The sequence below is a fragment of the Kitasatospora sp. CB01950 genome (assembly GCF_001905465.1).
Lineage (GTDB): Bacteria > Actinomycetota > Actinomycetes > Streptomycetales > Streptomycetaceae > Kitasatospora.
Window position 1 is genome coordinate 944,547 of sequence record NZ_LISX01000001.1, and the last position, 20,614, is coordinate 965,160.

The following is a 20,614-nucleotide window of genomic DNA, read 5'->3' on the forward strand; positions in this document are numbered from 1 at the left end:
CACCTGGTGAGAATGTGCATATGGATATGCACAGTGTCGTCGTCCAGGTCGGCAAGGCCGACGTCAGCGCCGAGGATGTCCTCGCCGTCGCCCGGGGCGGGGCCAGGGTGGAGATCGGGCCGGACGCGCTCGCCGAGATGGCTGCCGCCCGGGCCCGGATCGACGCCCTCGCCGCCGAGCCCCGGCCCGTGTACGGGGTCTCCACCGGCTTCGGCGCGCTGGCGGTGCGCCACATCAGCCCCGAACTGCGGGCCCAGCTCCAGCGTTCGCTGGTACGTTCGCACGCCGCCGGCATGGGCCCGGTGGTGGAGACCGAGGTGGTCCGGGCGCTGGTCTTCCTGCGGATGAAGACACTCGCCTCCGGCCGCACCGGCGTCCGCCCGCTGGTCGCCGAGACCATGGCCGCCCTGCTGAACGCCGGAATCACCCCCGTGGTGCGGGAGTTCGGCTCGCTCGGCTGCTCCGGCGACCTCGCCCCGCTGTCGCACTGCGCACTCGTGCTGATGGGCGAGGGCACCGCGTTCGGCCCCGACGGCGTCGAGAAGGACGCCGCCGAGCTGCTCGCCGCCGCCGGCATCGCGCCCGTCGAACTGCTGGAGAAGGAGGGCCTGGCCCTCATCAACGGCACCGACGGCATGCTCGGCATGCTGGTGATGGCCCTCGCCGACCTGCGCCGGCTCTACACCACCGCCGACATCACCGCCGCGATGACGCTGGAGGCGCTGCTCGGCACCGACAAGGTGCTCGCCCCCGAGCTGCACGCCCCGATCCGCCCGCACCCCGGGCAGGCCGCCGCCGCCGCCAACATGCTGGCCGTCCTGCGCGGTTCCGGCCTCACCGGCCACCACCAGGACGACGCGCCGCGGGTCCAGGACGCCTACTCGATCCGCTGCGCCCCGCAGGTGGCCGGCGCCGGCCGCGACACCCTGGCGCACGCCGCCCTGGTCGCCGACCGGGAGCTGGCCGCGTCCGTGGACAACCCGGTGGTGCTGCCCGACGGCCGGGTCGAGTCCAACGGCAACTTCCACGGCGCGCCCGTCGCCTACGTGCTGGACTTCCTGGCGATCGCCGCCGCCGACCTGGCCTCGATCTCCGAGCGCCGCACCGACCGGCTGCTCGACAAGGCCCGCTCGCACGGCCTGCCCGCGTTCCTCGCGGACGACCCGGGCGTCGACTCCGGTCTGATGATCGCCCAGTACACCCAGGCCGCGCTGGTCAGCGAGAACAAGCGGCTCGCGGTGCCCGCCTCGGTGGACTCCATCCCGTCCTCGGCGATGCAGGAGGACCACGTCTCGATGGGCTGGTCCGCGGCCCGCAAGCTGCGCCAGTCGGTGGCCAACCTCGGCCGCGTGCTGGCCGTCGAACTCGTCGCCTCCGCACGGGCGTTGGAGATCCGGGAGCAGGCCGCCGAGGAGACCGGCGTGCTCGCTCCGGCGACCGCCGCCGCCGTCGCCGCCGCCCGGGCCGCCGGGGTCGGCGGGCCCGGCCGCGACCGCTACCTCTCCCCGGACCTGGAGGCCGCCGCCGCGCTGGTCGCCTCCGGCGCCCTGGTCGAGGCGGTTCAGCAGGTCACCGGCCCGCTGGCCTGACGATGTGACGATGTGTCGCAGGACGGGCGCGCCGGACTACTGTCCGAACGCGCCCGTCCCGGCTGGCGGAATGCCGTTGCCCACCAGTCGGGACTGCGCCACAGTCGTCCCACCGCCGAAGCCACCGGCGACCGCCCAACCGAGCGTGGAGGTACCCGAGATGACCGCCCTGGACGAGACCGGAACGACCGCCGGACCCTCCGCCCGGCTGCTCCAGCTCTTCGAGGGCCACCGGCTGACGCCCACCCAGCGGCGGATCGCCCACTCGCTGGTCCGGCACGCCACCGAGGCGCCGTTCCTCTCCAGCGTCGAGGTCGCCGAACTCGCCGGCGTCAGCCAGCCGTCCGTCACCCGCTTCGCCGTCGCCCTCGGCTACGACGGCTACCCGGCGCTGCGCAAGCAGCTGCGGGAACTCGGCGTCGGCGAGGCCACCGCGCCCGAGAGCCACCACGACGTGGTCCGCAACCAGCACCAGCAGGCCGTCCTCGCCGAGATCGAACACCTGCGGCACCTCGCCGAACTGCTCGCCGACCCCGCGCCGATCGTCCGCGCGGCCCGGATCCTCGCCGCGTCCCGCCCGCTGCCCGTGCTCGGCCTGCGCGCCGCGTCCGCCCAGGCCCGCGGCTTCTCCTACTTCGCCGCCAAGGTCCACCCCGACATTCGGCTGCTCGACGAGGGCGGCTCGATGCTCGCCGACCGCCTCGAACAGGCCGTCGCCGCCGGCGCCACCGCCCTGCTCTGCTTCGCGCTGCCCCGCTACCCGCGCGAACTCATGGACGCCCTCACCGTCGCCCGCGACTGCGGACTGACCGTCCTCACCGTCGCCGACTCCACCTTCGCCCCGGTCGCCAAGCTCTCCGACGTGATGCTCCCCGCCGCCGTCGGCACCGGCCTGGTCTTCGACACCGCCTGCGCCCCGATGGTCCTCGGCCGGGTGCTGCTGCAGGCGATGTGCGACGAGATCCCCGACGCCGAAGCCCGCCTGGAAGCCATCGAGCAGTCCGCGACGGCACGTCAACTTTTCCTGGACTGACACCCGTTGTTCCCCCAATGACACCTCTCCGCCGGGTTGACGACCGGCCGTGGGCGGGCATCTTCCTGGGTAGGGACGACGACAGCCTTGGACGGGGGAAGTCCAATGCCACCACCGATCCATCAGATGCGCCTCACCGGCCGGCTCGGCTCCGGCGCCGACGAATGGTCCTGCCCGCTCTGCGGCCGCCGCATCGCGCTGCGCCGCCCGCCGCACCCCGAACTGATCGTGCTCGACCCGGGCGACGAGAACGCCGTGCACATCGGCGTCCTGGAACCCGGTGACCCCGCCGCCGAGGAGGCCGCCGCCCGCTACGGCGTCGGCCCCGTCCAACACATCCCGCGCCCGCCCGCCCGGCCCGGAGAACCGACCCCGCAGCCCGACGCGGAGGACCGCCGCTGGCTCGCCGAGATCGGCATCGACTGGGACGGCGACGCGGCCGCCTGACGGCCGGCCGCGAGCGCTGCGGTGTGCGCCGGAACGGGGGGACGCGTGATCGACACCCGGACCTTCGACCTGTCCGGCGGCGCGCCCGTACCGGTCGCCACCGCCGCGCTCCGAGCCCGCCGAGCACCGCCGTCGCAGGGCGAGGAGCAGACTGGAAGCGGCGCACCGTACGGGTGCGCGGTGGCGGGTGATCGGGATGTATTGGCATCACGGGTACCACGGCGGCTGGTCGTGGGTGCTGCCCGGAATCACGTTCATGCTGTTCGTGCTGCTGGTGATCGTCGTGCTGGCCGCGCTCTGGCGGATGTTCTCGGCCGAGCGGAGGGGCGGGACGTCGGCGGGCGGGCCGCGGTGGGGGAACCCGCCGCAGGGCCGTGCCCCGGAGGCGGAGCGGCTGTTGGCCGAGCGGCTGGCCCGGGGCGAGATCGACGTCGACGAGTACCGGCACCGGCTGGCGGCGTTGCGCGGCGAGCACGGCGGCGGCAGTCCGCCGGGTGGGTCGAGTGGATCGAGTGGATCGAGTGGGCCGGGGGATCCGGGGAAGAGCTGACGAAGGGGCGCCGACGCGGGTGCCCGAAACTCTGGTCAGCCCGATGCTGTTTGGATATATTCACTCTGCTTGATCGTGAATGAATCCATCCGCAAGGAGGCTGGTCCATGGCAGAGCAGGCGAGCGGCCCGCGTGAGGTGCGCGCGGCACGGGGCACCGGGCTGAGCACGCAGGGCTGGCAGCAGGAGGCCGCCCTGCGGATGCTGATGAACAACCTCGACCCGGAGGTCGCCGAGCACCCGTCCAAGCTGGTGGTCTACGGCGGCACCGGCAAGGCCGCCCGCGACTGGCGTTCCTTCGACGCCATGGTGAGGACCCTCCAGGGCCTCAAGCAGGACGAGACCATGCTCGTGCAGTCGGGCCGGCCGGTCGGCGTGATGCAGACCCACGAGTGGGCGCCCCGCGTGCTGATCGCCAACTCCAACCTGGTCGGCGACTGGGCGAACTGGGAGGAGTTCCGCCGCCTGGAGTCGCTCGGCCTCACCATGTACGGCCAGATGACCGCCGGTTCGTGGATCTACATCGGCACCCAGGGCATCCTCCAGGGCACCTACGAGACCTTCGCGGCCGTCGCCGACAAGCGCTTCAACGGGACGCTGGAAGGCACCATCACCCTCACCGCCGGCCTCGGCGGCATGGGCGGCGCCCAGCCGCTGGCCGTCACCATGAACGGCGGCGTGGCGATCTGCATCGACTGCGACCCGTCCCGGATCGCCCGCCGGATCGAGCACCGCTACCTCGACGTCGAAGCCACGAGCCTCGACCACGCGCTGCAACTCGCCACCGAGGCCCGCGACAAGCGGCAGCCGCTCTCCATCGGCCTGCTCGGCAACGCCGCCGACCTGCTCCCGCAGCTGCTCGCGATGGACGCCCCGATCGACATCGTCACCGACCAGACCAGCGCCCACGACCCGCTGGCCTACCTGCCGACCGGCGTCGCCTTCGACGACATGGCGACCTACGCGGCCGAGAAGCCCGCCGAGTTCACCCAGCGCGCCCGCGAGTCGATGGCCCGCCACGTGGAGGCCATGGTCGGCTTCCAGGACCGCGGCGCGGAGGTCTTCGACTACGGCAACTCGATCCGCGGCGAAGCCCAACTCGCCGGATACGACCGGGCATTCGCCTTCCCCGGCTTCGTTCCCGCGTACATCCGGCCGCTGTTCTGCGAAGGCCGGGGTCCGTTCCGCTGGGCGGCGCTGTCCGGCGACCCGAAGGACATCCACAAGACCGACAAGGCCGTCCTCGACCTGTTCCCGGAGAACGAGTCGCTGCACCGCTGGATCAGGATGGCCCAGGAGAAGGTGCACTTCCAGGGCCTGCCCGCCCGGATCTGCTGGCTCGGCTACGGCGAGCGCGACAAGGCCGGCGAGCGGTTCAACGACATGGTGGCGTCCGGCGAGCTGTCCGCGCCGATCGTGATCGGCCGCGACCACCTGGACTGCGGCTCCGTCGCCTCCCCCTACCGGGAGACCGAGGCGATGCTCGACGGCTCCGACGCGATCGCCGACTGGCCGCTGCTCAACGCCATGGTCAACGTCGCCTCCGGCGCGTCCTGGGTGTCCATCCACCACGGCGGCGGCGTCGGCATCGGCCGCTCCATCCACGCCGGGCAGGTCACCGTCGCCGACGGCACCCCGCTGGCCGGTGAGAAGATCCGCCGGGTCCTCACCAACGACCCCGGCATGGGCGTCATCCGGCACGTGGACGCCGGCTACGACCGGGCCTCCGAGGTCGCCGACGAGCGGGGCGTCCGCGTTCCCATGAATGAGCACAGCCCCATGGCCGAGCTGTGACCGAGGGCTTCGACGCGATGTGGGCGGAGCTGCTCCCCGTGGGCCGCTCCGCCTCCACCGGCGGCTACCGGCGGCACGCCTGGAACTCCGCCGACGCCGAGTGCCGGGCCTGGTTCGAGGAGCAGGCCCGGGCCCGCGGGCTGGCCTTCGAGACCGACCGCAACGGCAACCAGTGGGCCTGGCTCGGCGACCCGGCCGCCGGCGACGCGGTCGTCACCGGCTCGCACCTGGACTCGGTGCCCGACGGCGGCGCCTACGACGGCCCGCTCGGCGTGGTCTCCTCCTTCGCCGCCCTCGACGAACTCCGGTCGCGCGGAGTTGAGTTCACCCGTCCGCTGGCGATCGTCAACTTCGGGGACGAGGAGGGCGCCCGGTTCGGCGTCGCCTGCGTCGGCTCCCGGCTGGCCACCGGCGTGCTCGACCGGGACGCCGCGTACGCGCTGCGCGACGCCGACGGCGTACGGCTGCCCGACGCCATGGAACGCGCCGGGCACGACCCGGGGCTGATCGGGGCCGACCCCGAACTCCTCGGCCGGATCGGCGCGTTCGTCGAACTCCACGTCGAGCAGGGGCGTCACCTCGAGGAGGGGCAGCCGGTCGGCGTGGCCGGCGCGATCTGGCCGCACGGCCGTTGGCGGTTCGACTTCCACGGCGAGGCCAACCACGCCGGCACCACCCGGCTCGTCGACCGCCGCGACCCGATGCTCACCTACGCCACCACGGTGCTCGCCGCCCGCAAGAAGGCCCGCCTCGCCGGGGCGCTCGCCACCTTCGGCAAGGTCGCCGTCGAACCCAACGGCACCAACGCGATCGCCTCGCTGGTCCGCGGCTGGCTCGACTCGCGGGCCGCCGACGAACGGACGCTGCGCGAACTGGTCGACGCCATCGAGCAGTCGGCGGTCGAACGGGGCGAGCGCGACGGCGTGCGGGTGGAGCTGGTCCGCGAGTCGTACACGCCGGTGGTCGACTTCGACGGCCCGCTGCGCGACCGCCTCGCGGGACTGCTCGGCGCACCCGTCCTGCCCACCGGCGCGGGACACGACGCCGGAATCCTGGCGTCCGCCGTCCCGACCGCCATGCTGTTCGTGCGGAACCCCAGCGGCGTCTCGCACTCCCCGGCCGAGTATGCCGAGCAGGCCGACTGCCACGCCGGAGTCACCGCCCTCGCCGACGTACTGGAGGACCTCGCATGTCGCCCGTCGTGACGTACTGGGCCGAACACGCCTGGCTGCCGGGCGCCGACGGCCCCGCCGTCCGGCGCGACGTCCTGATCGCCGTCGGCCCCGGCGGCCTGATCGCCAAGGTCACCCCCGACAGCGGGCCCTGCCCCGCCGGGGCCGTCCGGCTCGCCGGGCTGGCCCTGCCCGGGCAGGCCAACGCGCACTCGCACGCCTTCCACCGGGCGCTGCGCGGCACCGTCCAGGTCGGCTCCGGGACGTTCTGGACCTGGCGCGACACCATGTACAAGGTCGCCTCCGCCCTCGACCCCGACAGCTACCTGGCGCTCGCCACCGCCGTGTACGCCGAGATGGCGCTGGCCGGCATCACCGCCGTCGGCGAGTTCCACTACCTGCACCACGCGCCCGGCGGCGTCCGGTACGCCAACCCGAACGTGATGGGCGAGGCACTGATCGAGGCGGCGTCCCGGGCCGGAATCCGGATCACGCTGCTGGACACCTGCTACCTGTCCTCCGGGTTCGGCGCGGAGCCCACCCGGGAACAGCTGCGCTTCTCCGACGGGGACGCCGAGGCCTGGGCCGAGCGGGCCTCCGCGCTGCCGGAGGCCGAGCACGCCCGGATCGGCGCCGCGGTGCACTCCGTGCGGGCCGTCCCCGCCGAGCAGTTGGGCACCGTCGCGCACTGGGCCGCGATGCGGAAGGCCCCGCTGCACGTCCACCTCTCCGAACAGACCGCCGAGAACGACGCCTGCCTCACCGCGCACGGCGTCACCCCGACCCGCCTCCTCGCCGACCACGGCGTGCTCGGGCCGCGCACCTCGGTCGTCCACGCGACGCACCTCACCGACGAGGACGTACGGCTGCTGTCCGACAGCACGACCGCGGTCTGCATGTGCCCGACGACCGAACGGGACCTCGCCGACGGCATCGGACCCGCCAGGCGGCTGGCCGCCGCGGGCTGCCCGATCACCCTCGGCAGCGACAGCCACGCCGTGATCGACCCGTTCGAGGAAGCCCGGGCGCTGGAACTCGACGAGCGGCTGCGGACCCGCACCCGGGGGCACTGGACGGCGAACGCGCTGCTCCGGGCGGGCACCGAGGACGGGCACGCGTCGCTGGGCTGGGACGAGGCGGGACGCATCGAGGCCGGGTTCCTGGCCGACTTCTGCGTGATCGCGCTCGACAGCGTGCGGACCGCCGGGCCGCCGCCGGAGCTGGGAGCGGAGATCGCGGTGTTCGCGGCGAGCGCGGCGGACGTGCGGCACGTCGTGGTGGGCGGGCGGCACGTCGTCAAGGACGGGGTGCACCAGCTCGTGCCGGACGTCGCGCGGGCGACGGCCGATGCGGTGGGCGCACTGCGGTAAGGCGTTCCCCGCGCCCCGGCCGGGGCGCGGGGGTTCAGTGGACTACGACCGGTCAAGGACAGAGACGTTCATGAGCCTGCTCATCAGCAATGTTGGATCGCTGGTCACCAACGACCCCGCGCTCGGGGAAGGCCCGCTCGGGCTGCTGTCCGACGCCGCCGTGGTCGTCGAGGGCGACCGGGTGGCGTGGGTGGGCCGGGCCGGGGACGCCCCCGCCGCCGACGAGACCGTCGACGCCGCCGGCCGGGCGTTGCTGCCCGGGTTCGTGGACAGCCACTCGCACCTGGTGTTCGCCGGCGACCGCACCGCCGAGTTCAACGCACGGATGTCGGGACGGGCGTACTCGGCCGGCGGCATCCGGACCACCGTGGCGGCGACCCGGGCGGCCTCCGACGCCGAGCTGAACGCGAACCTCACCCGGTACCTGGCGGAGATGCTGCGGCAGGGGACCACGACGGTCGAGGTGAAGTCCGGGTACGGGCTGAGCACCGCCGACGAGGCGCGGTCGCTGCGGATCGCGGCCGGGCACACCGAGGAGACCACCTACCTCGGGGCGCACGTGGTCGGCCCCGAGTTCGCGGAGGACCCGGCGGGCTACGTGGACCTGGTCACCGGGGAGATGCTGGAGGCGTGCGCCCCGTTCGCGAAGTGGGTGGACGTGTTCTGCGAGCGCGGGGCGTTCGACGGCGACCAGGCGCGGGCGGTGCTGACCGCCGGAATGGCGAAGGGCCTGGCGCCCCGGGTGCACGCCAACCAGCTGAGCTTCGGCCCGGGCGTGCAACTCGCCGTGGAACTCGGCGCCGCGTCCGCCGACCACTGCACGCACCTGACCGACCAGGACGTGGCGGCGCTGGCCGACGGCGACACGGTGGCCACCCTGCTGCCCGGCGCCGAGTTCTCCACCCGGGCGCCCTACCCGGACGCCCGGCGACTGGTGGACGCCGGGGCGCGGGTCGCGCTGTCCACGGACTGCAACCCCGGCTCCAGCTTCACCAGCTCGATGCCGTTCTGCATCGCCGTCGCGGTGCGCGAGATGGGCATGACCCCCGACGAGGCCGTGCACGCCGCCACTGCGGGCGGGGCGCAGGCGCTGCGCCGCACCGACGTCGGACGGATCACCCCGGGGGCCCGGGCGGACCTCCAGCTGCTGGACGCGCCCTCGCACGTCCACCTGGCCTACCGCCCGGGCGTCCCGCTGACCGCCGCCGTCTGGCAGGGCGGGGCGCGGAAGGGCGGGGTCCGGACGGTCTAGGGGTTCGAGGGCAGCCCCTGGCTAGTGCACGTCGCCCATCAGCCTGCCGACCCGGCCGCGGACGGAGAACAGGCCGAAGCCGGCGGCGACGGCGAGGAGGCCCTGGACGGCGAAGTACCAGGTGGAGCCGACCACCTGGTCGCCCAGGAGCAGCTGGGCGATCGCGGCCACGCAGTCGCCCGCGGTGACGGCGAGGAACCAGATGCCCATCATCTGGCTGGCGTACTTGGCCGGCGCCAGCTTGGTGGTGACGGACAGGCCGACCGGGGAGAGGGTCAGCTCGCCGACGGTCTGGATCAGGTAGACCACGGCCAGCCACATCGGGGTGACACTGGTGTCGCCGCTCGCGGCGGCCATCGCCAGCATCATCACCAGGAACGACGCGCCGATCATCAGCAGGCCGAAGGCGAACTTGGCGGTGGTGGAGGGGTTGCGGTTGCGGCGGGCGGCGACGTTCCACAGCCAGGCGAAGACCGGGGCCAGCGCCATGATGTACAGCGGGTTCAGCGACTGGAACCAGCTGGACGGGAACGAGAAGCCGAACAGGTTCTTGTCGGTGTGCTGCTCGGCGAACAGGGTGAGCGTCGAAGCGGACTGGTCGTAGATCATCCAGAAGATCGCGGCGGCGACGAAGAACCACACGTAGCCGTTGATCCGGGAGCGCTCCGCGCCGGTCAGCTCCTTGTCCCGGCGGATCCGGGCGAACACCACGACGGGGATGGCGATGCCGGCCAGCGACAGCGGCCAGATCAGCCAGCCGGAGGAGAAGTGCCCGGTGCCCACCAGGGTGCCGTAGAAGAGCGCGGCGGCGGCCAGCCAGATCCCGGCCCGGCGCAGCAGCGTGCGGCGCTCGGCGGCGCCGAGCGGGGCGCAGACCACGCTCGAGCGCGGGCTGAGGTGCCGGCTGCCCAGCATGTACTGGATCAGGCCGAGGGCCATGCCGACGCCGGCCAGCGCGAAGCCCAGGTGCCAGTTGACCTTCTGGCCCACGGTGCCGATCACCAGCGGCGCGAAGAACGAGCCGAGGTTGATGCCCATGTAGAAGATCGTGAAGCCGCCGTCCCGGCGCGGGTCGTTGGGCCCGTCGTAGAGGTGGCCGACCATGGTCGAGATGTTGGACTTGATCAGTCCGGAGCCGATCGCGATCGGCACCAGTCCGAGGAAGAACATGGGCTTGCCGGGCACCGCGAGCATGAAGTGCCCGAGGATGACGGTCAGGCCGCCGAGCAGGACGGTGCGCCGGGCGCCGAGGACGCGGTCGGCGAGCCAGCCGCCGGGCAGCGCCAGCAGGTAGACCATCGCGGTGTAGACCGAGACCACCGCGGCCGCCGTGGCGATGTTCAGCTCCAGGCCGCCGTCGGCCGCCTTGGCGGTCATGTAGACGAACAGCAGGGCCTTCATGCCGTAGAAGCTGAAGCGCTCCCAGGTCTCCGTCATGAAGAGGGTCGCGAGGCCGCGGGGATGGCCGAAGAAGGTCCGACCGGTGGAGGGGGAGGACCCTACCTCGGACTCCAGGGTGCTCGAAGCCATGCTGATTCCTTGCCTGTCTTGCTCGGGTTCTCCACCACTGTAAGTCGCGAGTTCGGCCGACTGCGGAGCGTGAATGGTATTCGGAAGGTAAAGCTGGGTGCCGCTGCACTGTGCCTTTCGATGCCTGAGCGAGAGAATTGCCTGCGATGGCAAGGCTCGTGCGAAGAATGTCCATGTAAGCGCAGTTGCTACCAAAGATGCCCGGGAATGCAACTCGATCACGGCCTGTGACAGTGTTCACAGTGCCCGGCCCGGGCGCGGCGAAAGCTGTGATTACCCCCTGATCGGGCGTCCCCGAGCGGTCTACCATCGCCCCTATGACCTGTGTGCTGCTGGCCGAGGACGACCCGGCAATCTCCGAACCGCTGGCCCGCGCCCTGCGCCGCGAGGGCTACGAGGTACTCGTCCGCGAGGACGGACCGGCCGCCCTGGGCGCCGGCCTCAGCGAGGACGTCGACCTGATCGTGCTGGACCTCGGGCTCCCCGAGATGGACGGCCTGGAGGTGTGCCGGCGGCTGCGCGCCGACGGCAAGAGCTTCCCGGTCCTGGTGCTCACCGCCCGCGCCGACGAGGTGGACACCGTCGTCGGCCTGGACGCCGGCGCCGACGACTACGTCACCAAGCCGTTCCGGCTGGCCGAGCTGCTCGCCCGGGTCCGCGCCCTGCTGCGTCGCGGCAACGTCGACCAGCTGACCACCGGCGCGCACGGCGTGAAGATCGACATCGAGTCGCACCGCGCCTGGCTCGGCGAGGAGGAACTCACCCTCTCCGCCAAGGAGTTCGAGCTGCTGCGGGTGCTGGTCCGGGACGCCGGCCGGGTGGTCACCCGCGAGGAGATCATGCGCCAGGTCTGGGACACCACCTGGTGGACCTCCACCAAGACCCTGGACATGCACATCTCCTGGCTGCGGAAGAAGCTCGGCGACGACGCCGCCAACCCGCGCTACATCGCCACCGTGCGCGGCGTGGGCTTCCGCTTCGAGAAGAGCTGAAGGTCCACCCGGCGTGAAGCGCAGGATGATCAACTCACTGCTGGGCGTCGTCCTGGTGGTGGTCGCGGTGTTCTGCGTGCCGCTGGCCCTGATCGAGAAGCAGTCCATCACGAACGCGGCCAACGACCGGGTGGACGCGGTGGCGGTCCGGGTGCTCGGACTGGTGGAGAGCCGGCTCGCCGCGGGCGAGCCGGTCAGCGGCGAGAAGTTCGCCGCCGTGGTGACGGAGAACTTCTACGTCACCGTCGACATCCCCGGGCAGCCGCAGATCGTCCTCGGCCGCCCGGTCGACGGGCCCGCGCTGACCGCCACCGAATCCGGGGCCAGCGGCGAGACCGTGACCGTGGCCCAGTCCCGTACCGCGCTCGACCACGAGATCGGCAACATGCTGCTGCTGCTCGGCGTGGTCGCACTGCTGGCCGTGCAGGCCGCCGTGGCGCTCGCCGTCTGGCAGGCCAAGCGGCTGGCCCGCCCGCTCACCGACCTCGCCGAGACCGCCGAACGGCTCGGCTCCGGCGACCCCCGCCCGCAGGGACGCCGCTACGGCGTGCCCGAACTCGACCGGATCGCCGAGGTGCTGGACACCAGCGCGGAACGCATCGCGCGGATGCTCACCGCCGAACGCCGGCTCGCCGCCGACGCCTCGCACCAGCTGCGCACCCCGCTCACCGCGCTCTCCATGCGGCTGGAGGAGATCACCGCGCTCGCCGAGGACCCCAACACCGTCCGCGAGGAGGCCACCATCGGCCTCCAGCAGGTCGAACGGCTCACCGACGTGGTGCAGCGGCTGCTCACCAACCAGCGCGACCCCAACAGCCCCACCGCGGTCAGCTTCTGCCTGGACGACGTCCTCAAGCAGCAGGTCGAGGAGTGGGCCCCGACGCTCCGCGACAGCCGGCGCCAACTGGTCGTCGAGGGCCTGCGCGACGTCCGGGTGATCGGCACCCCCGGCACCGTCTCCCAGGTGCTGGCCACGCTGATCGAGAACTCGCTGATGCACGGCGCCGGCACCATCACCCTGCGGGCCCGCCGCTCCGGCAGCTCGGTGGTCGCCGAGGTCCAGGACGAGGGGCCGGGCGTCCCCCGGGAACTCGGCAACCGGGTCTTCGAGCGGGCCGTCAGCGGCCGCAACTCCACCGGCATCGGCCTCGCCGTCGCCCGCGACCTCGCGGAAGCCGACGGCGGCCGCCTCGAACTGCTGTCGCTGCGGCCGCCGGTGTTCGCACTGTTCCTCGCCCACGCGGGCGACTGACGTACGGGAAAGGTCAGTTGCTCACCGAGCGGCTGTCCTCGGCGGCCAGCAGCAGCTCGGCCTCCTGCACCACCTCGGGGTCCTCCAGCTCCGGCATCGCCTTGAACACCCAGGTGCGGTAGGAGATGAAGCGGAACACGGTGGCGATCGCCAGGCCGAGGAACTTGCCGCCCAGCTTCTCGAACGGGGTGTCCAGGCCCAGCACGTACTGGGTGAAGCCCAGGGTGCCGGTCTCGATCAGCATGCCGATGCCGCTGAACAGCAGGAACAGCGTGATCTCGCGCTTGCGGGAGGCGGCGTCGCGGTCCTTGTACAGCCAGTACCGGTAGCCCAGGTAGTTGGTGGCGATGGCGACCAGGGTGGCTGCGATGTTGGAGCGCAGCGAGGCCAGGCCGAAGCCGTTGGTGAGGATCCAGAACAGGGCGAAATTGACGACCACACCGGAGGCGCCGATCACGGCGAAGCCGACGGCTTCCATGGACAGGCCGCGCAGTCGCCGGGTCAACGAGGGGCGCGATTCTGTGGTGCTCGTCATGCGGGCTGCTCCGTATGCTTCACATGATCGGATTAGGTGGTGTCGTGCGATCCGGCGCACCAGGCTACCCGCACATTCTGTGTGCTCCGTGCCACGCCCGGTGCGTACGCCCCCCGCGCACGCCGGTGTCGGGCCTTTGACCGGCCCCGATATCCTGGAGCGCGTGACTGTAGCGGGCAATGCGAACTTTCCAGTGGTCGGAGTCATCGGCGGTGGGCAGCTCGCCCGCATGATGCACCAGGCGGGCATTCCGCTGGGCATCCGCTTCAAACTCCTCGCCGACACTCCCCAGGAGTCGGCCGCGCAGGTGGTCGGCACCACCGAGTACGGCGACTACCGCGACCTCGACGTGCTGCGGGCCTTCGCCGCCGACTGCGACGTCATCACCTTCGACCACGAGCACGTGCCCACCGAGCACCTGCGCGCCCTCCAGGCCGAGGGCGTCGCCGTCCGGCCCGGCCCCGAGGCGCTCGTCAACGCCCAGGACAAGGGCGTCATGCGGGCCAAGCTCGACTCCATCGGCGTCCCCTGCCCCCGGCACCGGATCGTCGCCGACCCGGCCGACGTCACGGCCTTCGCGCGCGAAGGCGACGGCTACCCCGTCGTCCTGAAGACCGTGCGCGGCGGCTACGACGGCAAGGGCGTCTGGGTCGTCAAGGACGAGGCCGAGGCCGCCGCCCCCTTCCTCGCCGGCGTGGACGTCCTCGCCGAGGAGAAGGTCGACTTCGTCCGCGAGCTGGCCGCCAACGTGGTCCGTTCGCCCAGCGGCCAGGCCGTCGCCTACCCGGTCGTGGAATCCGTCCAGGAGAACGGCATCTGCGCCGAGGTCACCGCCCCCGCGCCCGACCTCGACCCGGCCCTCTCCGACGAGGCCCAGCAGCTCGCCCTGCGCATCGCCGGCGACCTCGACATCACCGGCCACCTCGCCGTGGAGCTCTTCCAGACCCGCGACGGCCGCATCCTGGTCAACGAACTCGCCATGCGCCCGCACAACTCCGGCCACTGGACCCAGGACGGCGCGGTCACCTCCCAGTTCGAGAACCACCTCCGGGCCGTCCTCGACCTCCCCCTCGGCGACCCCCGACCCCGCGCCAAGTGGACCGTCATGGTCAACGTCCTCGGCGGCGACTACCCCGACATGTACCACGCCTTCCTGCACTGCATGGCCCGTGACCCCGGCCTCAAGATCCACATGTACGGAAAGGACGTGAAGCCCGGCCGCAAGGTCGGCCACGTCAACGTCTTCGGGGACGACCTCGAAGACGTCCGCGAGCGCGCCCGCCACGCGGCCGCCTACCTGCGAGGAACGATCACCGAATGACGCAGTCCCCTCTTGTCGGCATCGTGATGGGCTCGGACTCCGACTGGCCCGTGATGGAGGCCGCCGCGCAGGCGCTCGACGAGTTCGAGATTCCGTACGAGGTCGATGTGGTGTCCGCGCACCGGATGCCCCGGGAAATGGTCGCGTACGGGGAGCAGGCGCACGGGCGCGGGTTGAAGGCGATCATCGCCGGGGCCGGCGGGGCGGCGCACCTGCCCGGGATGCTGGCGTCGGTGACGCCGCTGCCGGTGATCGGGGTGCCGGTGCCGCTGCGGTACCTGGACGGGATGGACAGCCTGCTGTCGATCGTGCAGATGCCGGCCGGGGTGCCGGTGGCGACCGTCTCGGTGGCCGGGGCGCGCAACGCGGGGCTGCTCGCGGTGCGGATGCTGGCCGCGTTCGACGCCGAACTCGCCGAGAAGATGGTCGAGTTCCAGGCCGAGCTGAACAACCAGGCGACCGAGAAGGGCCGCAAGCTGCGGGCCAAGGTGGCGGGAAGCGAATCGTTCGGCTTCGGGAAGTAGGCGCACGTAGTAGAACGGGAGGATGACTCCCGAACTGATCGAGCGTGCCAGGGCCGTCCTCCGCACCGCCCCCGTGGTGGACGGCCACAACGACCTGCCGTGGGCGATGCGCGCCATCGCCGGGTACGACCTGGACGCCGTCGACCTGGCGGCCGATCAGAGCCACCGGCTGCACACCGACTTCGACCGCCTGCGGGCGGGCGGGGTCGGTGCGCAGTTCTGGTCGGTGTTCGTGCCGGCCGACCTGTCCGGCGACAGCGCGGTCAGCGCCACCCTGGAGCAGATCGACTTCGTCCGGGCGATGACCGAGCGCCACCCCGAGCACCTGCGGCTCGCGCTGACCGCCGACGACGTGGAGAGCGCCCGCGCCGAGGGCCGGATCGCCTCGCTGATGGGCGCCGAGGGCGGGCACTCCGTCAACTCCTCGTTGGCCACCCTGCGGGCGCTGTACGCGCTCGGCGTGCGGTACCTGACGCTCACCCACAACTCCAATGTGCCGTGGGCCGATGCGGCCACCGACAAGCCCGTGCACAACGGCCTCACCGCGTTCGGCGAGGAGGTGGTCCGGGAGATGAACCGGCTCGGCATGCTGGTCGACCTCTCGCACGTCTCCGCCGACACCATGCGCGACGCGCTGCGGGTCGCCGAGGCGCCCGTGCTGTTCTCGCACTCCTCCTCGCGCGCCGTCTGCGACCACCCGCGCAACATCCCCGACGACGTGCTGGCCGCGCTGCCCGGCAACGGCGGCGTCGCGATGGTCACCTTCGTGCCGATGTTCGTGCGGGCCGACGCCATCGAGTGGACGTACGCCGCCGACGCCAACATGACCGCGCACGGCTTCAGCCCGTTCGACACCTCCCCGGAGGGGCAGGCCGTGCAGCGCGCCTTCGCGGAGGCCCGCCCGCGCCCGGTCCCCACCGTCTCCGACGTCGCCGACCACCTCGACCACATGCGCGAGGTCGCCGGCATCGACCACCTCGGCATCGGCGGCGACTTCGACGGCACCCCGTTCACCCCGGCCGGCCTGGACGACGTGTCCGGCTACCCGGCGCTGATCGCCGAACTCCTCGGCCGCGGCTGGTCCGAGACCGACCTCTCCAAGCTGACCTGGCACAACGCCGTCCGGGTGCTGCGCGACGCCGAGACGGCGGCCCGCCGGCTGCAGGCCGAACGCGGGCCGTCGATCGCCACCCGGGAGCAGCTGGACGGCGCGTGAACGACCTGGTTGACCCTGCCCCTGGGGCAGGCCCCACGCTGACCGGCGTGGAGGAAGAACGGCTGCTCACCACCGGCGAGTTCGCCCGCCGGGGCCTGCTGTCGCCGAAGGCGCTGCGGTTGTACGACCGGCAGGGCCTGCTGCCGCCGGACCTGGTCGACCCGGCCACCGGCTACCGGTACTACCGGGCGGGCCGGCTGGCCACCGCGCGGCTGATCGCCCGGCTGCGCGGCCTGGACATGCCGCTCGCCACGGTCGCCGAGGTGCTCGCCCTGCCGGGCCCCGCGGCGGCCGAGCGGGTCGCCGCGTACTGGGCGGCCGTGGAACGGCGCACCGTCTCGCAGCGGGCGCTGGCCGAACACCTCCGCGTCCAACTCAGCGGACTGGAAGGAATCGACGAGATGTACCGCATCGAACAGCGCGAGGTCCCCGAGCAGCTGGTGCTCACCGAGCAGCGCCGGGCCAAGCCCCAGGACCTGGACGAGTGGATCCCGGCCGCCACCGCCCGGCTGGAGGCGATCGCCGCCGGGCACGGCGGGGTCGCGGCCGCACCGTTCGTGATCTACCACGGCGAGGTCAATGAGGACAACGACGGCCCGGTCGAGGTCTGCGTGCCGATCGACCCGGCCCGCGCGGAGGGCCTGACCGCCGCGCACCGGACCGAGCCCGCCCACCGGGAGGCGTACACCACCATCACCAAGGCGCAGGTGGAGTACCCGCAGATCCTGTCCGCCTACGACGCGGTCTGCGCCTGGATGGAGCAGGCGGGCACCCGGCGTACCGGCCCGGGCCGCGAGGTGTACTTCGCCGACTGGGCGAGCGCCGCCCCCGCCGACGAGGTCTGCGACATCGCCTTCCCCGTCGGGGCCTGACGCCCTACAGCAGGGGCAGCTCGATCGCCGGGCAGCGGTCCATCACCATGTCCGGCCCGGCGGCCCGGGTGCGGTCGAAGGCGGCCTCGTCGACCACTCCGAGCTGGAACCAGACGGCCTTCGCGCCCTTGGCGACCGCCTGGTCGGCGACCTCGCCGGCCAGCTCGGAGTTGACGAACACGTCCACCACGTCGACCGGGAACGGGATCTCGGCGAGCGAGGCGTAGCCCTGCTCGCCGAGCACCGTCTCGGCCTTCGGGTGCACCGGCACGATCCGCTTGCCGGCCCGCTGCAGCACCCGGGCCACCCCGTACGCGGCGCGCGCGGTGTTGGTGGACAGGCCGACCACGGCCCAGGTGTCGCCGGAGGAGGTGAGGATCTTCCGGACGGTGGCGTCGTCTCCGTAGCTCATGCCGGTGAGAACGAGCCGGCCCGCGCGGTCATTCCGCGAACGGTCGGCCCATTGCCCGGTACGTCCAGCCGGCGGCCCGCCAGGCCTCGCCGTTCAGTACGTTGCGGCCGTCCAGCAGGCGGCGCTCGGCGACCAGCGCGCCGACCTCCGCCGGGTCCAGCTCGCGGAACTCCTGCCACTCCGTCAGGTGCAGCACCACGTGCGCACCCTGCACGGCCTCCAGGGCGGAGGACGCGTAGGACAGGCTGGGGAACATCTTGCGGGCGTTGTCCATCGCCTTCGGGTCGTACACCGTGACCTGCGCGCCCTGCAGCTGGATCTGCCCGGCCACGTTCAGCGCGGGGGAGTCCCGGATGTCGTCCGAGTTCGGCTTGAAGGCCGCGCCCAGCACCGCGACCCGGCGGCCCAGGAAGCCGCCGCCGCACTGCTCGCGGGCCAGCTCCACCATCCGGGAGCGGCGCCGCATGTTGATCGAGTCGACCTCGCGCAGGAAGGTCAGCGCCTGGTCGGCGCCCAGCTCCCCGGCCCGGGCCATGAACGCCCGGATGTCCTTGGGCAGGCAGCCGCCGCCGAAGCCCAGGCCGGCGTTCAGGAACTTGCCGCCGATCCGCTCGTCGTAGGACAGCGCCTTCGACAGCTGCACGACGTCCGCGCCGGCGCTCTCGCAGACCTCGGCCATCGCGTTGATGAACGAGATCTTGGTGGCCAGGAAGGAGTTCGCGGCGGCCTTCACCAGCTCCGCGGTCGCGAAGTCCGTCACCACGAACGGCACGCCGTCCGCGATCGGGCCCGCGTACACCTCGCGCAGCACCGGCTCGGCGCGCTCGCCGCGCACGCCGACCACCAGGCGGTCCGGGTGCAGGGTGTCGCCGACCGCGTAGCCCTCGCGCAGGAACTCCGGGTTCCAGGCCAGCTCGACCTGCTCGCCGGCCGGGGCCAGCGCCGCCAGCTTGGCGGCCAGCCGGTTCGCCGAGCCCACCGGCACGGTGGACTTGCCGACCACCAGCACCGGGCGGTCCAGGTGCGGGGCGAGCGAGTCGACCGCGGCGTCCACGTAGCTCATGTCGGCCGCGAACTCGCCCTTGCGCTGCGGGGTGTTCACGCAGATGAAGTGCACGTCGCCGAAGGCCGCGACCTCCTCCCAGGAGTCGGTGAACCGCAGCCGCCCGGTCGAGCCCTCGTGGCCCTCCACGTGCTTGAGCAGCAGCTCCGACAACCCCGGCTCGAACATCGGCACCCGGCCGGCGGCCAGCGCCGCCAGCTTGTCCCGGTCGATGTCCAGCCCGAGGACCTCGAACCCGAGCTCGGCCATGCACGCGGCATGGGTGGCGCCCAAGTAGCCGGTACCGATCACGGTGATCCGCGGAGCCACTGGCATTCCCTTCCGTTCGGGCCGTACAGGCAGTGCGACGGCCGCACGCACAGATGGTATCGGTACCGCTATCACCTGCGGGATCGGCAGATTTCACGGTTTCCCCCCGAAAGTCTGTACGGAAGGTTCACAATGCGCGCATGACTGCCGAGGACCGGCCCGACGAGGCCGACGAGGACCGGGCACCACTCAGCATCTTCGACCGCGACGACGACTCCTCGGCCGAGGACCCCGACCCCGCACCGCGCCGCCGCCGGGGCCGCCGGCTGCTGTTCTGGACCCTCGCCGTGCTGCTGGTGCTGTTCGGCGGCGGCTTCGGCGCCCTGGTGTGGACCGCCGACCACTACGCGTCCTCGGTGGCCCGGATCCCGAACGCCTTCCCGACCGGCGGCGCCGCCCAGCCCACCGCCGTCCCGCACACCGGCCAGACCTTCCTGCTGGTCGGCCTGGACGCCCGCGCCGACCGGCCCACCACCGGGCAGGCCGCGAAGGCCCCGGCCTGGCAGCTCGGCGCGCAGCGCAGCGACACCATGATGCTGATGCACATCTCCGCCGACCGGAAGTCCGTCTCCGTGGTGTCCATCCCGCGCGACACCTGGGTGCCCGTCCCCGGGCACGGCAGCGCGAAGATCAACGCGGCGTACTCCTGGGGCGGGCCCGCGCTGATGGTGCAGACCGTCCAGGACCTCACGCACATCCGGATCGACCACGTCGCGGTGATCGACTGGAACGGCTTCCGCGCCCTCACCGACGCCGTCGGCGGCGTCGACATCACCATCCCCCGCACCATCGAGGCCAAGGGCGACGCCCGCGAATGGCTGGCCGGCACCCACCACATGGACGGCGCCGAGGCCCTGCTCTACGTCCGCGAACGCCACGGCCTGCCCAACGGCGACCTCGACCGCACCAAGCGCCAGCAGAACTTCCTGCGCGCGCTGATGCTCCGCACCATGAACTCCGGCACCCTCTCCAGCCCCGCCAAGCTCACCGGCCTGCTCGGCACCGTCGGCGACGTGGTCTCCGTCGACGACCGGCTCAGCAACACCGACCTCTACGACCTCGCCTGGAGCCTGCGCGGCGTCCGCCCCGACGGCGTCCACTTCATGAACGCCCCCTTCGGCGGCTTCGACTCCATCGACGGCCAGTCCGTCGTGCTGATGGACGGCGGCGCGGCCGGCCTGCTCTGGGACGCGATGCGCGGCGACCGGATGGACGAGTACCTCGCCCAGCACCGCACCAGCACCGACACCCTCGGCGACAACGTCGACTGACGAACCCGCCGAGCCTAGGATGGGCCCGCACGCATTACTGAGCGGTAACTATCGCAAGGGGACAAGCAGATGGCTGGGAACTCCGGAGCGGACTTCGACCTCTACCGGCTG

At 72.3% G+C, this 20,614-nt stretch carries 19 protein-coding genes; 15 read left to right on the plus strand and 4 right to left on the minus strand.

Going from position 1 to position 20,614, the window contains the following annotated elements:
- The first annotated feature begins 20 nt into the window (after positions 1-20).
- The 8 genes from hutH (at position 21) to hutI (ending at position 9,206) form a co-directional block, all read left to right on the plus strand.
- On the plus strand, positions 21-1,589 hold the full coding sequence (gene hutH, locus AMK19_RS04420; RefSeq protein WP_073808153.1) for a histidine ammonia-lyase: 1,569 nt from the start codon (positions 21-23) through the stop codon (positions 1,587-1,589).
- 160 nt (positions 1,590-1,749) lie between these two features.
- On the plus strand, positions 1,750-2,622 hold the full coding sequence (locus AMK19_RS04425) for a MurR/RpiR family transcriptional regulator (RefSeq protein ID WP_073808154.1): 873 nt from the start codon (positions 1,750-1,752) through the stop codon (positions 2,620-2,622).
- A 105-nt stretch (positions 2,623-2,727) separates the two neighbouring features.
- Positions 2,728-3,069 carry a hypothetical protein gene (locus AMK19_RS04430; RefSeq protein ID WP_143200039.1) on the plus strand — a complete coding sequence of 114 codons (342 nt, stop codon included), beginning with the start codon at positions 2,728-2,730 and terminating at the stop codon, positions 3,067-3,069.
- A 196-nt stretch (positions 3,070-3,265) separates the two neighbouring features.
- The gene (locus AMK19_RS04435; RefSeq protein ID WP_073808391.1) at positions 3,266-3,619 is read left to right on the plus strand and encodes an SHOCT domain-containing protein; all 354 of its coding nucleotides are present in this window, start codon (positions 3,266-3,268) and stop codon (positions 3,617-3,619) included.
- 107 nt (positions 3,620-3,726) lie between these two features.
- Positions 3,727-5,412, plus strand: coding sequence for a urocanate hydratase (gene hutU, locus AMK19_RS04440; RefSeq protein ID WP_073808157.1), 1,686 nt, complete (start codon positions 3,727-3,729; stop codon positions 5,410-5,412).
- Positions 5,413-5,429: 17 nt separating this feature from the next.
- On the plus strand, positions 5,430-6,617 hold the full coding sequence (locus AMK19_RS04445; protein WP_143200056.1) for an allantoate amidohydrolase: 1,188 nt from the start codon (positions 5,430-5,432) through the stop codon (positions 6,615-6,617).
- Positions 6,602-7,954 carry a formimidoylglutamate deiminase gene (locus AMK19_RS04450; protein WP_073808160.1) on the plus strand — a complete coding sequence of 451 codons (1,353 nt, stop codon included), beginning with the start codon at positions 6,602-6,604 and terminating at the stop codon, positions 7,952-7,954. The genes AMK19_RS04445 and AMK19_RS04450 overlap by 16 nt, the downstream gene beginning before the upstream one ends.
- Before the next feature lie 70 nt (positions 7,955-8,024).
- Entirely contained in the window at positions 8,025-9,206 is a 1,182-nt protein-coding gene (gene hutI / locus AMK19_RS04455) for an imidazolonepropionase (RefSeq protein ID WP_073808162.1), read from the plus strand.
- Positions 9,207-9,227: 21 nt separating this feature from the next.
- Here hutI and AMK19_RS04460 read toward each other — a convergent pair whose 3' ends face one another.
- Positions 9,228-10,736: a peptide MFS transporter gene (locus tag AMK19_RS04460; RefSeq protein ID WP_073808163.1), complete on the minus strand. Its 1,509-nt coding sequence runs from the start codon at positions 10,734-10,736 to the stop codon at positions 9,228-9,230.
- A 317-nt stretch (positions 10,737-11,053) separates the two neighbouring features.
- Here AMK19_RS04460 and AMK19_RS04465 point away from each other — a divergent pair, with 317 nt between their 5' ends.
- Together AMK19_RS04465 and AMK19_RS04470 are read left to right on the plus strand one after the other, a co-directional pair.
- The gene (locus AMK19_RS04465; RefSeq protein WP_043914270.1) at positions 11,054-11,728 is read left to right on the plus strand and encodes a response regulator transcription factor; all 675 of its coding nucleotides are present in this window, start codon (positions 11,054-11,056) and stop codon (positions 11,726-11,728) included.
- 13 nt (positions 11,729-11,741) lie between these two features.
- Positions 11,742-12,980, plus strand: a complete 1,239-nt coding sequence (locus tag AMK19_RS04470) for an ATP-binding protein (RefSeq protein WP_073808165.1) — start codon at positions 11,742-11,744, stop codon at positions 12,978-12,980.
- 13 nt (positions 12,981-12,993) lie between these two features.
- On the opposite strand, the gene AMK19_RS04475 is transcribed toward AMK19_RS04470, so the two are convergent.
- Positions 12,994-13,515, minus strand: a complete 522-nt coding sequence (locus AMK19_RS04475) for a GtrA family protein (RefSeq protein ID WP_073808166.1) — start codon at positions 13,513-13,515, stop codon at positions 12,994-12,996.
- Positions 13,516-13,678: 163 nt separating this feature from the next.
- Here AMK19_RS04475 and AMK19_RS04480 point away from each other — a divergent pair, with 163 nt between their 5' ends.
- From AMK19_RS04480 to AMK19_RS04495, 4 genes are read left to right on the plus strand one after another with little or no spacing between them, the layout of a single operon-like run.
- Positions 13,679-14,836, plus strand: coding sequence for a 5-(carboxyamino)imidazole ribonucleotide synthase (locus AMK19_RS04480; RefSeq protein ID WP_143200040.1), 1,158 nt, complete (start codon positions 13,679-13,681; stop codon positions 14,834-14,836).
- A complete protein-coding gene (gene purE / locus AMK19_RS04485; protein WP_073808168.1) occupies positions 14,833-15,360 on the plus strand; it encodes a 5-(carboxyamino)imidazole ribonucleotide mutase in 528 nt (175 codons plus the stop codon). The genes AMK19_RS04480 and purE overlap by 4 nt, the downstream gene beginning before the upstream one ends.
- A 22-nt stretch (positions 15,361-15,382) precedes the next feature.
- Positions 15,383-16,576: a dipeptidase gene (locus tag AMK19_RS04490; protein ID WP_073808169.1), complete on the plus strand. Its 1,194-nt coding sequence runs from the start codon at positions 15,383-15,385 to the stop codon at positions 16,574-16,576.
- 38 nt (positions 16,577-16,614) lie between these two features.
- A complete protein-coding gene (locus AMK19_RS04495; protein WP_073808394.1) occupies positions 16,615-17,448 on the plus strand; it encodes a MerR family transcriptional regulator in 834 nt (277 codons plus the stop codon).
- Between the two features lie 4 nt (positions 17,449-17,452).
- On the opposite strand, the gene AMK19_RS04500 is transcribed toward AMK19_RS04495, so the two are convergent.
- Both AMK19_RS04500 and AMK19_RS04505 read right to left on the minus strand, forming a co-directional pair.
- Entirely contained in the window at positions 17,453-17,860 is a 408-nt protein-coding gene (locus tag AMK19_RS04500) for a CoA-binding protein (protein WP_073808171.1), read from the minus strand.
- A 28-nt stretch (positions 17,861-17,888) separates the two neighbouring features.
- Positions 17,889-19,232, minus strand: coding sequence for a UDP-glucose dehydrogenase family protein (locus tag AMK19_RS04505; protein WP_073808172.1), 1,344 nt, complete (start codon positions 19,230-19,232; stop codon positions 17,889-17,891).
- Positions 19,233-19,372: 140 nt separating this feature from the next.
- On the opposite strand from AMK19_RS04505, the gene AMK19_RS04510 reads away from it, so the two are divergent.
- Positions 19,373-20,503, plus strand: coding sequence for an LCP family protein (locus AMK19_RS04510; RefSeq protein WP_073808174.1), 1,131 nt, complete (start codon positions 19,373-19,375; stop codon positions 20,501-20,503).
- The last annotated feature ends 111 nt before the right edge of the window (positions 20,504-20,614 follow it).

Excerpts from the sequence above, each read along its gene's own strand:
- AMK19_RS04425 (WP_073808154.1), top strand. The coding sequence starts at position 1,750 with ATGACCGCCCTGGACGAGACCGGAACGACCGCCGGACCCTCCGCCCGG.
- AMK19_RS04460 (WP_073808163.1), bottom strand. The coding sequence starts at position 10,736 with ATGGCTTCGAGCACCCTGGAGTCCGAGGTAGGGTCCTCCCCCTCCACC.
- hutI (WP_073808162.1), top strand. The coding sequence starts at position 8,025 with ATGAGCCTGCTCATCAGCAATGTTGGATCGCTGGTCACCAACGACCCC.
- AMK19_RS04450 (WP_073808160.1), top strand. The coding sequence starts at position 6,602 with ATGTCGCCCGTCGTGACGTACTGGGCCGAACACGCCTGGCTGCCGGGC.
- AMK19_RS04430 (WP_143200039.1), top strand. The coding sequence starts at position 2,728 with ATGCCACCACCGATCCATCAGATGCGCCTCACCGGCCGGCTCGGCTCC.
- AMK19_RS04475 (WP_073808166.1), bottom strand. The coding sequence starts at position 13,515 with ATGACGAGCACCACAGAATCGCGCCCCTCGTTGACCCGGCGACTGCGC.
- AMK19_RS04500 (WP_073808171.1), bottom strand. The coding sequence starts at position 17,860 with ATGAGCTACGGAGACGACGCCACCGTCCGGAAGATCCTCACCTCCTCC.
- purE (WP_073808168.1), top strand. The coding sequence starts at position 14,833 with ATGACGCAGTCCCCTCTTGTCGGCATCGTGATGGGCTCGGACTCCGAC.
- hutU (WP_073808157.1), top strand. The coding sequence starts at position 3,727 with ATGGCAGAGCAGGCGAGCGGCCCGCGTGAGGTGCGCGCGGCACGGGGC.
- hutH (WP_073808153.1), top strand. The coding sequence starts at position 21 with ATGGATATGCACAGTGTCGTCGTCCAGGTCGGCAAGGCCGACGTCAGC.
- AMK19_RS04435 (WP_073808391.1), top strand. The coding sequence starts at position 3,266 with ATGTATTGGCATCACGGGTACCACGGCGGCTGGTCGTGGGTGCTGCCC.
- AMK19_RS04445 (WP_143200056.1), top strand. The coding sequence starts at position 5,430 with ATGTGGGCGGAGCTGCTCCCCGTGGGCCGCTCCGCCTCCACCGGCGGC.
- AMK19_RS04510 (WP_073808174.1), top strand. The coding sequence starts at position 19,373 with ATGACTGCCGAGGACCGGCCCGACGAGGCCGACGAGGACCGGGCACCA.
- AMK19_RS04465 (WP_043914270.1), top strand. The coding sequence starts at position 11,054 with ATGACCTGTGTGCTGCTGGCCGAGGACGACCCGGCAATCTCCGAACCG.
- AMK19_RS04490 (WP_073808169.1), top strand. The coding sequence starts at position 15,383 with ATGACTCCCGAACTGATCGAGCGTGCCAGGGCCGTCCTCCGCACCGCC.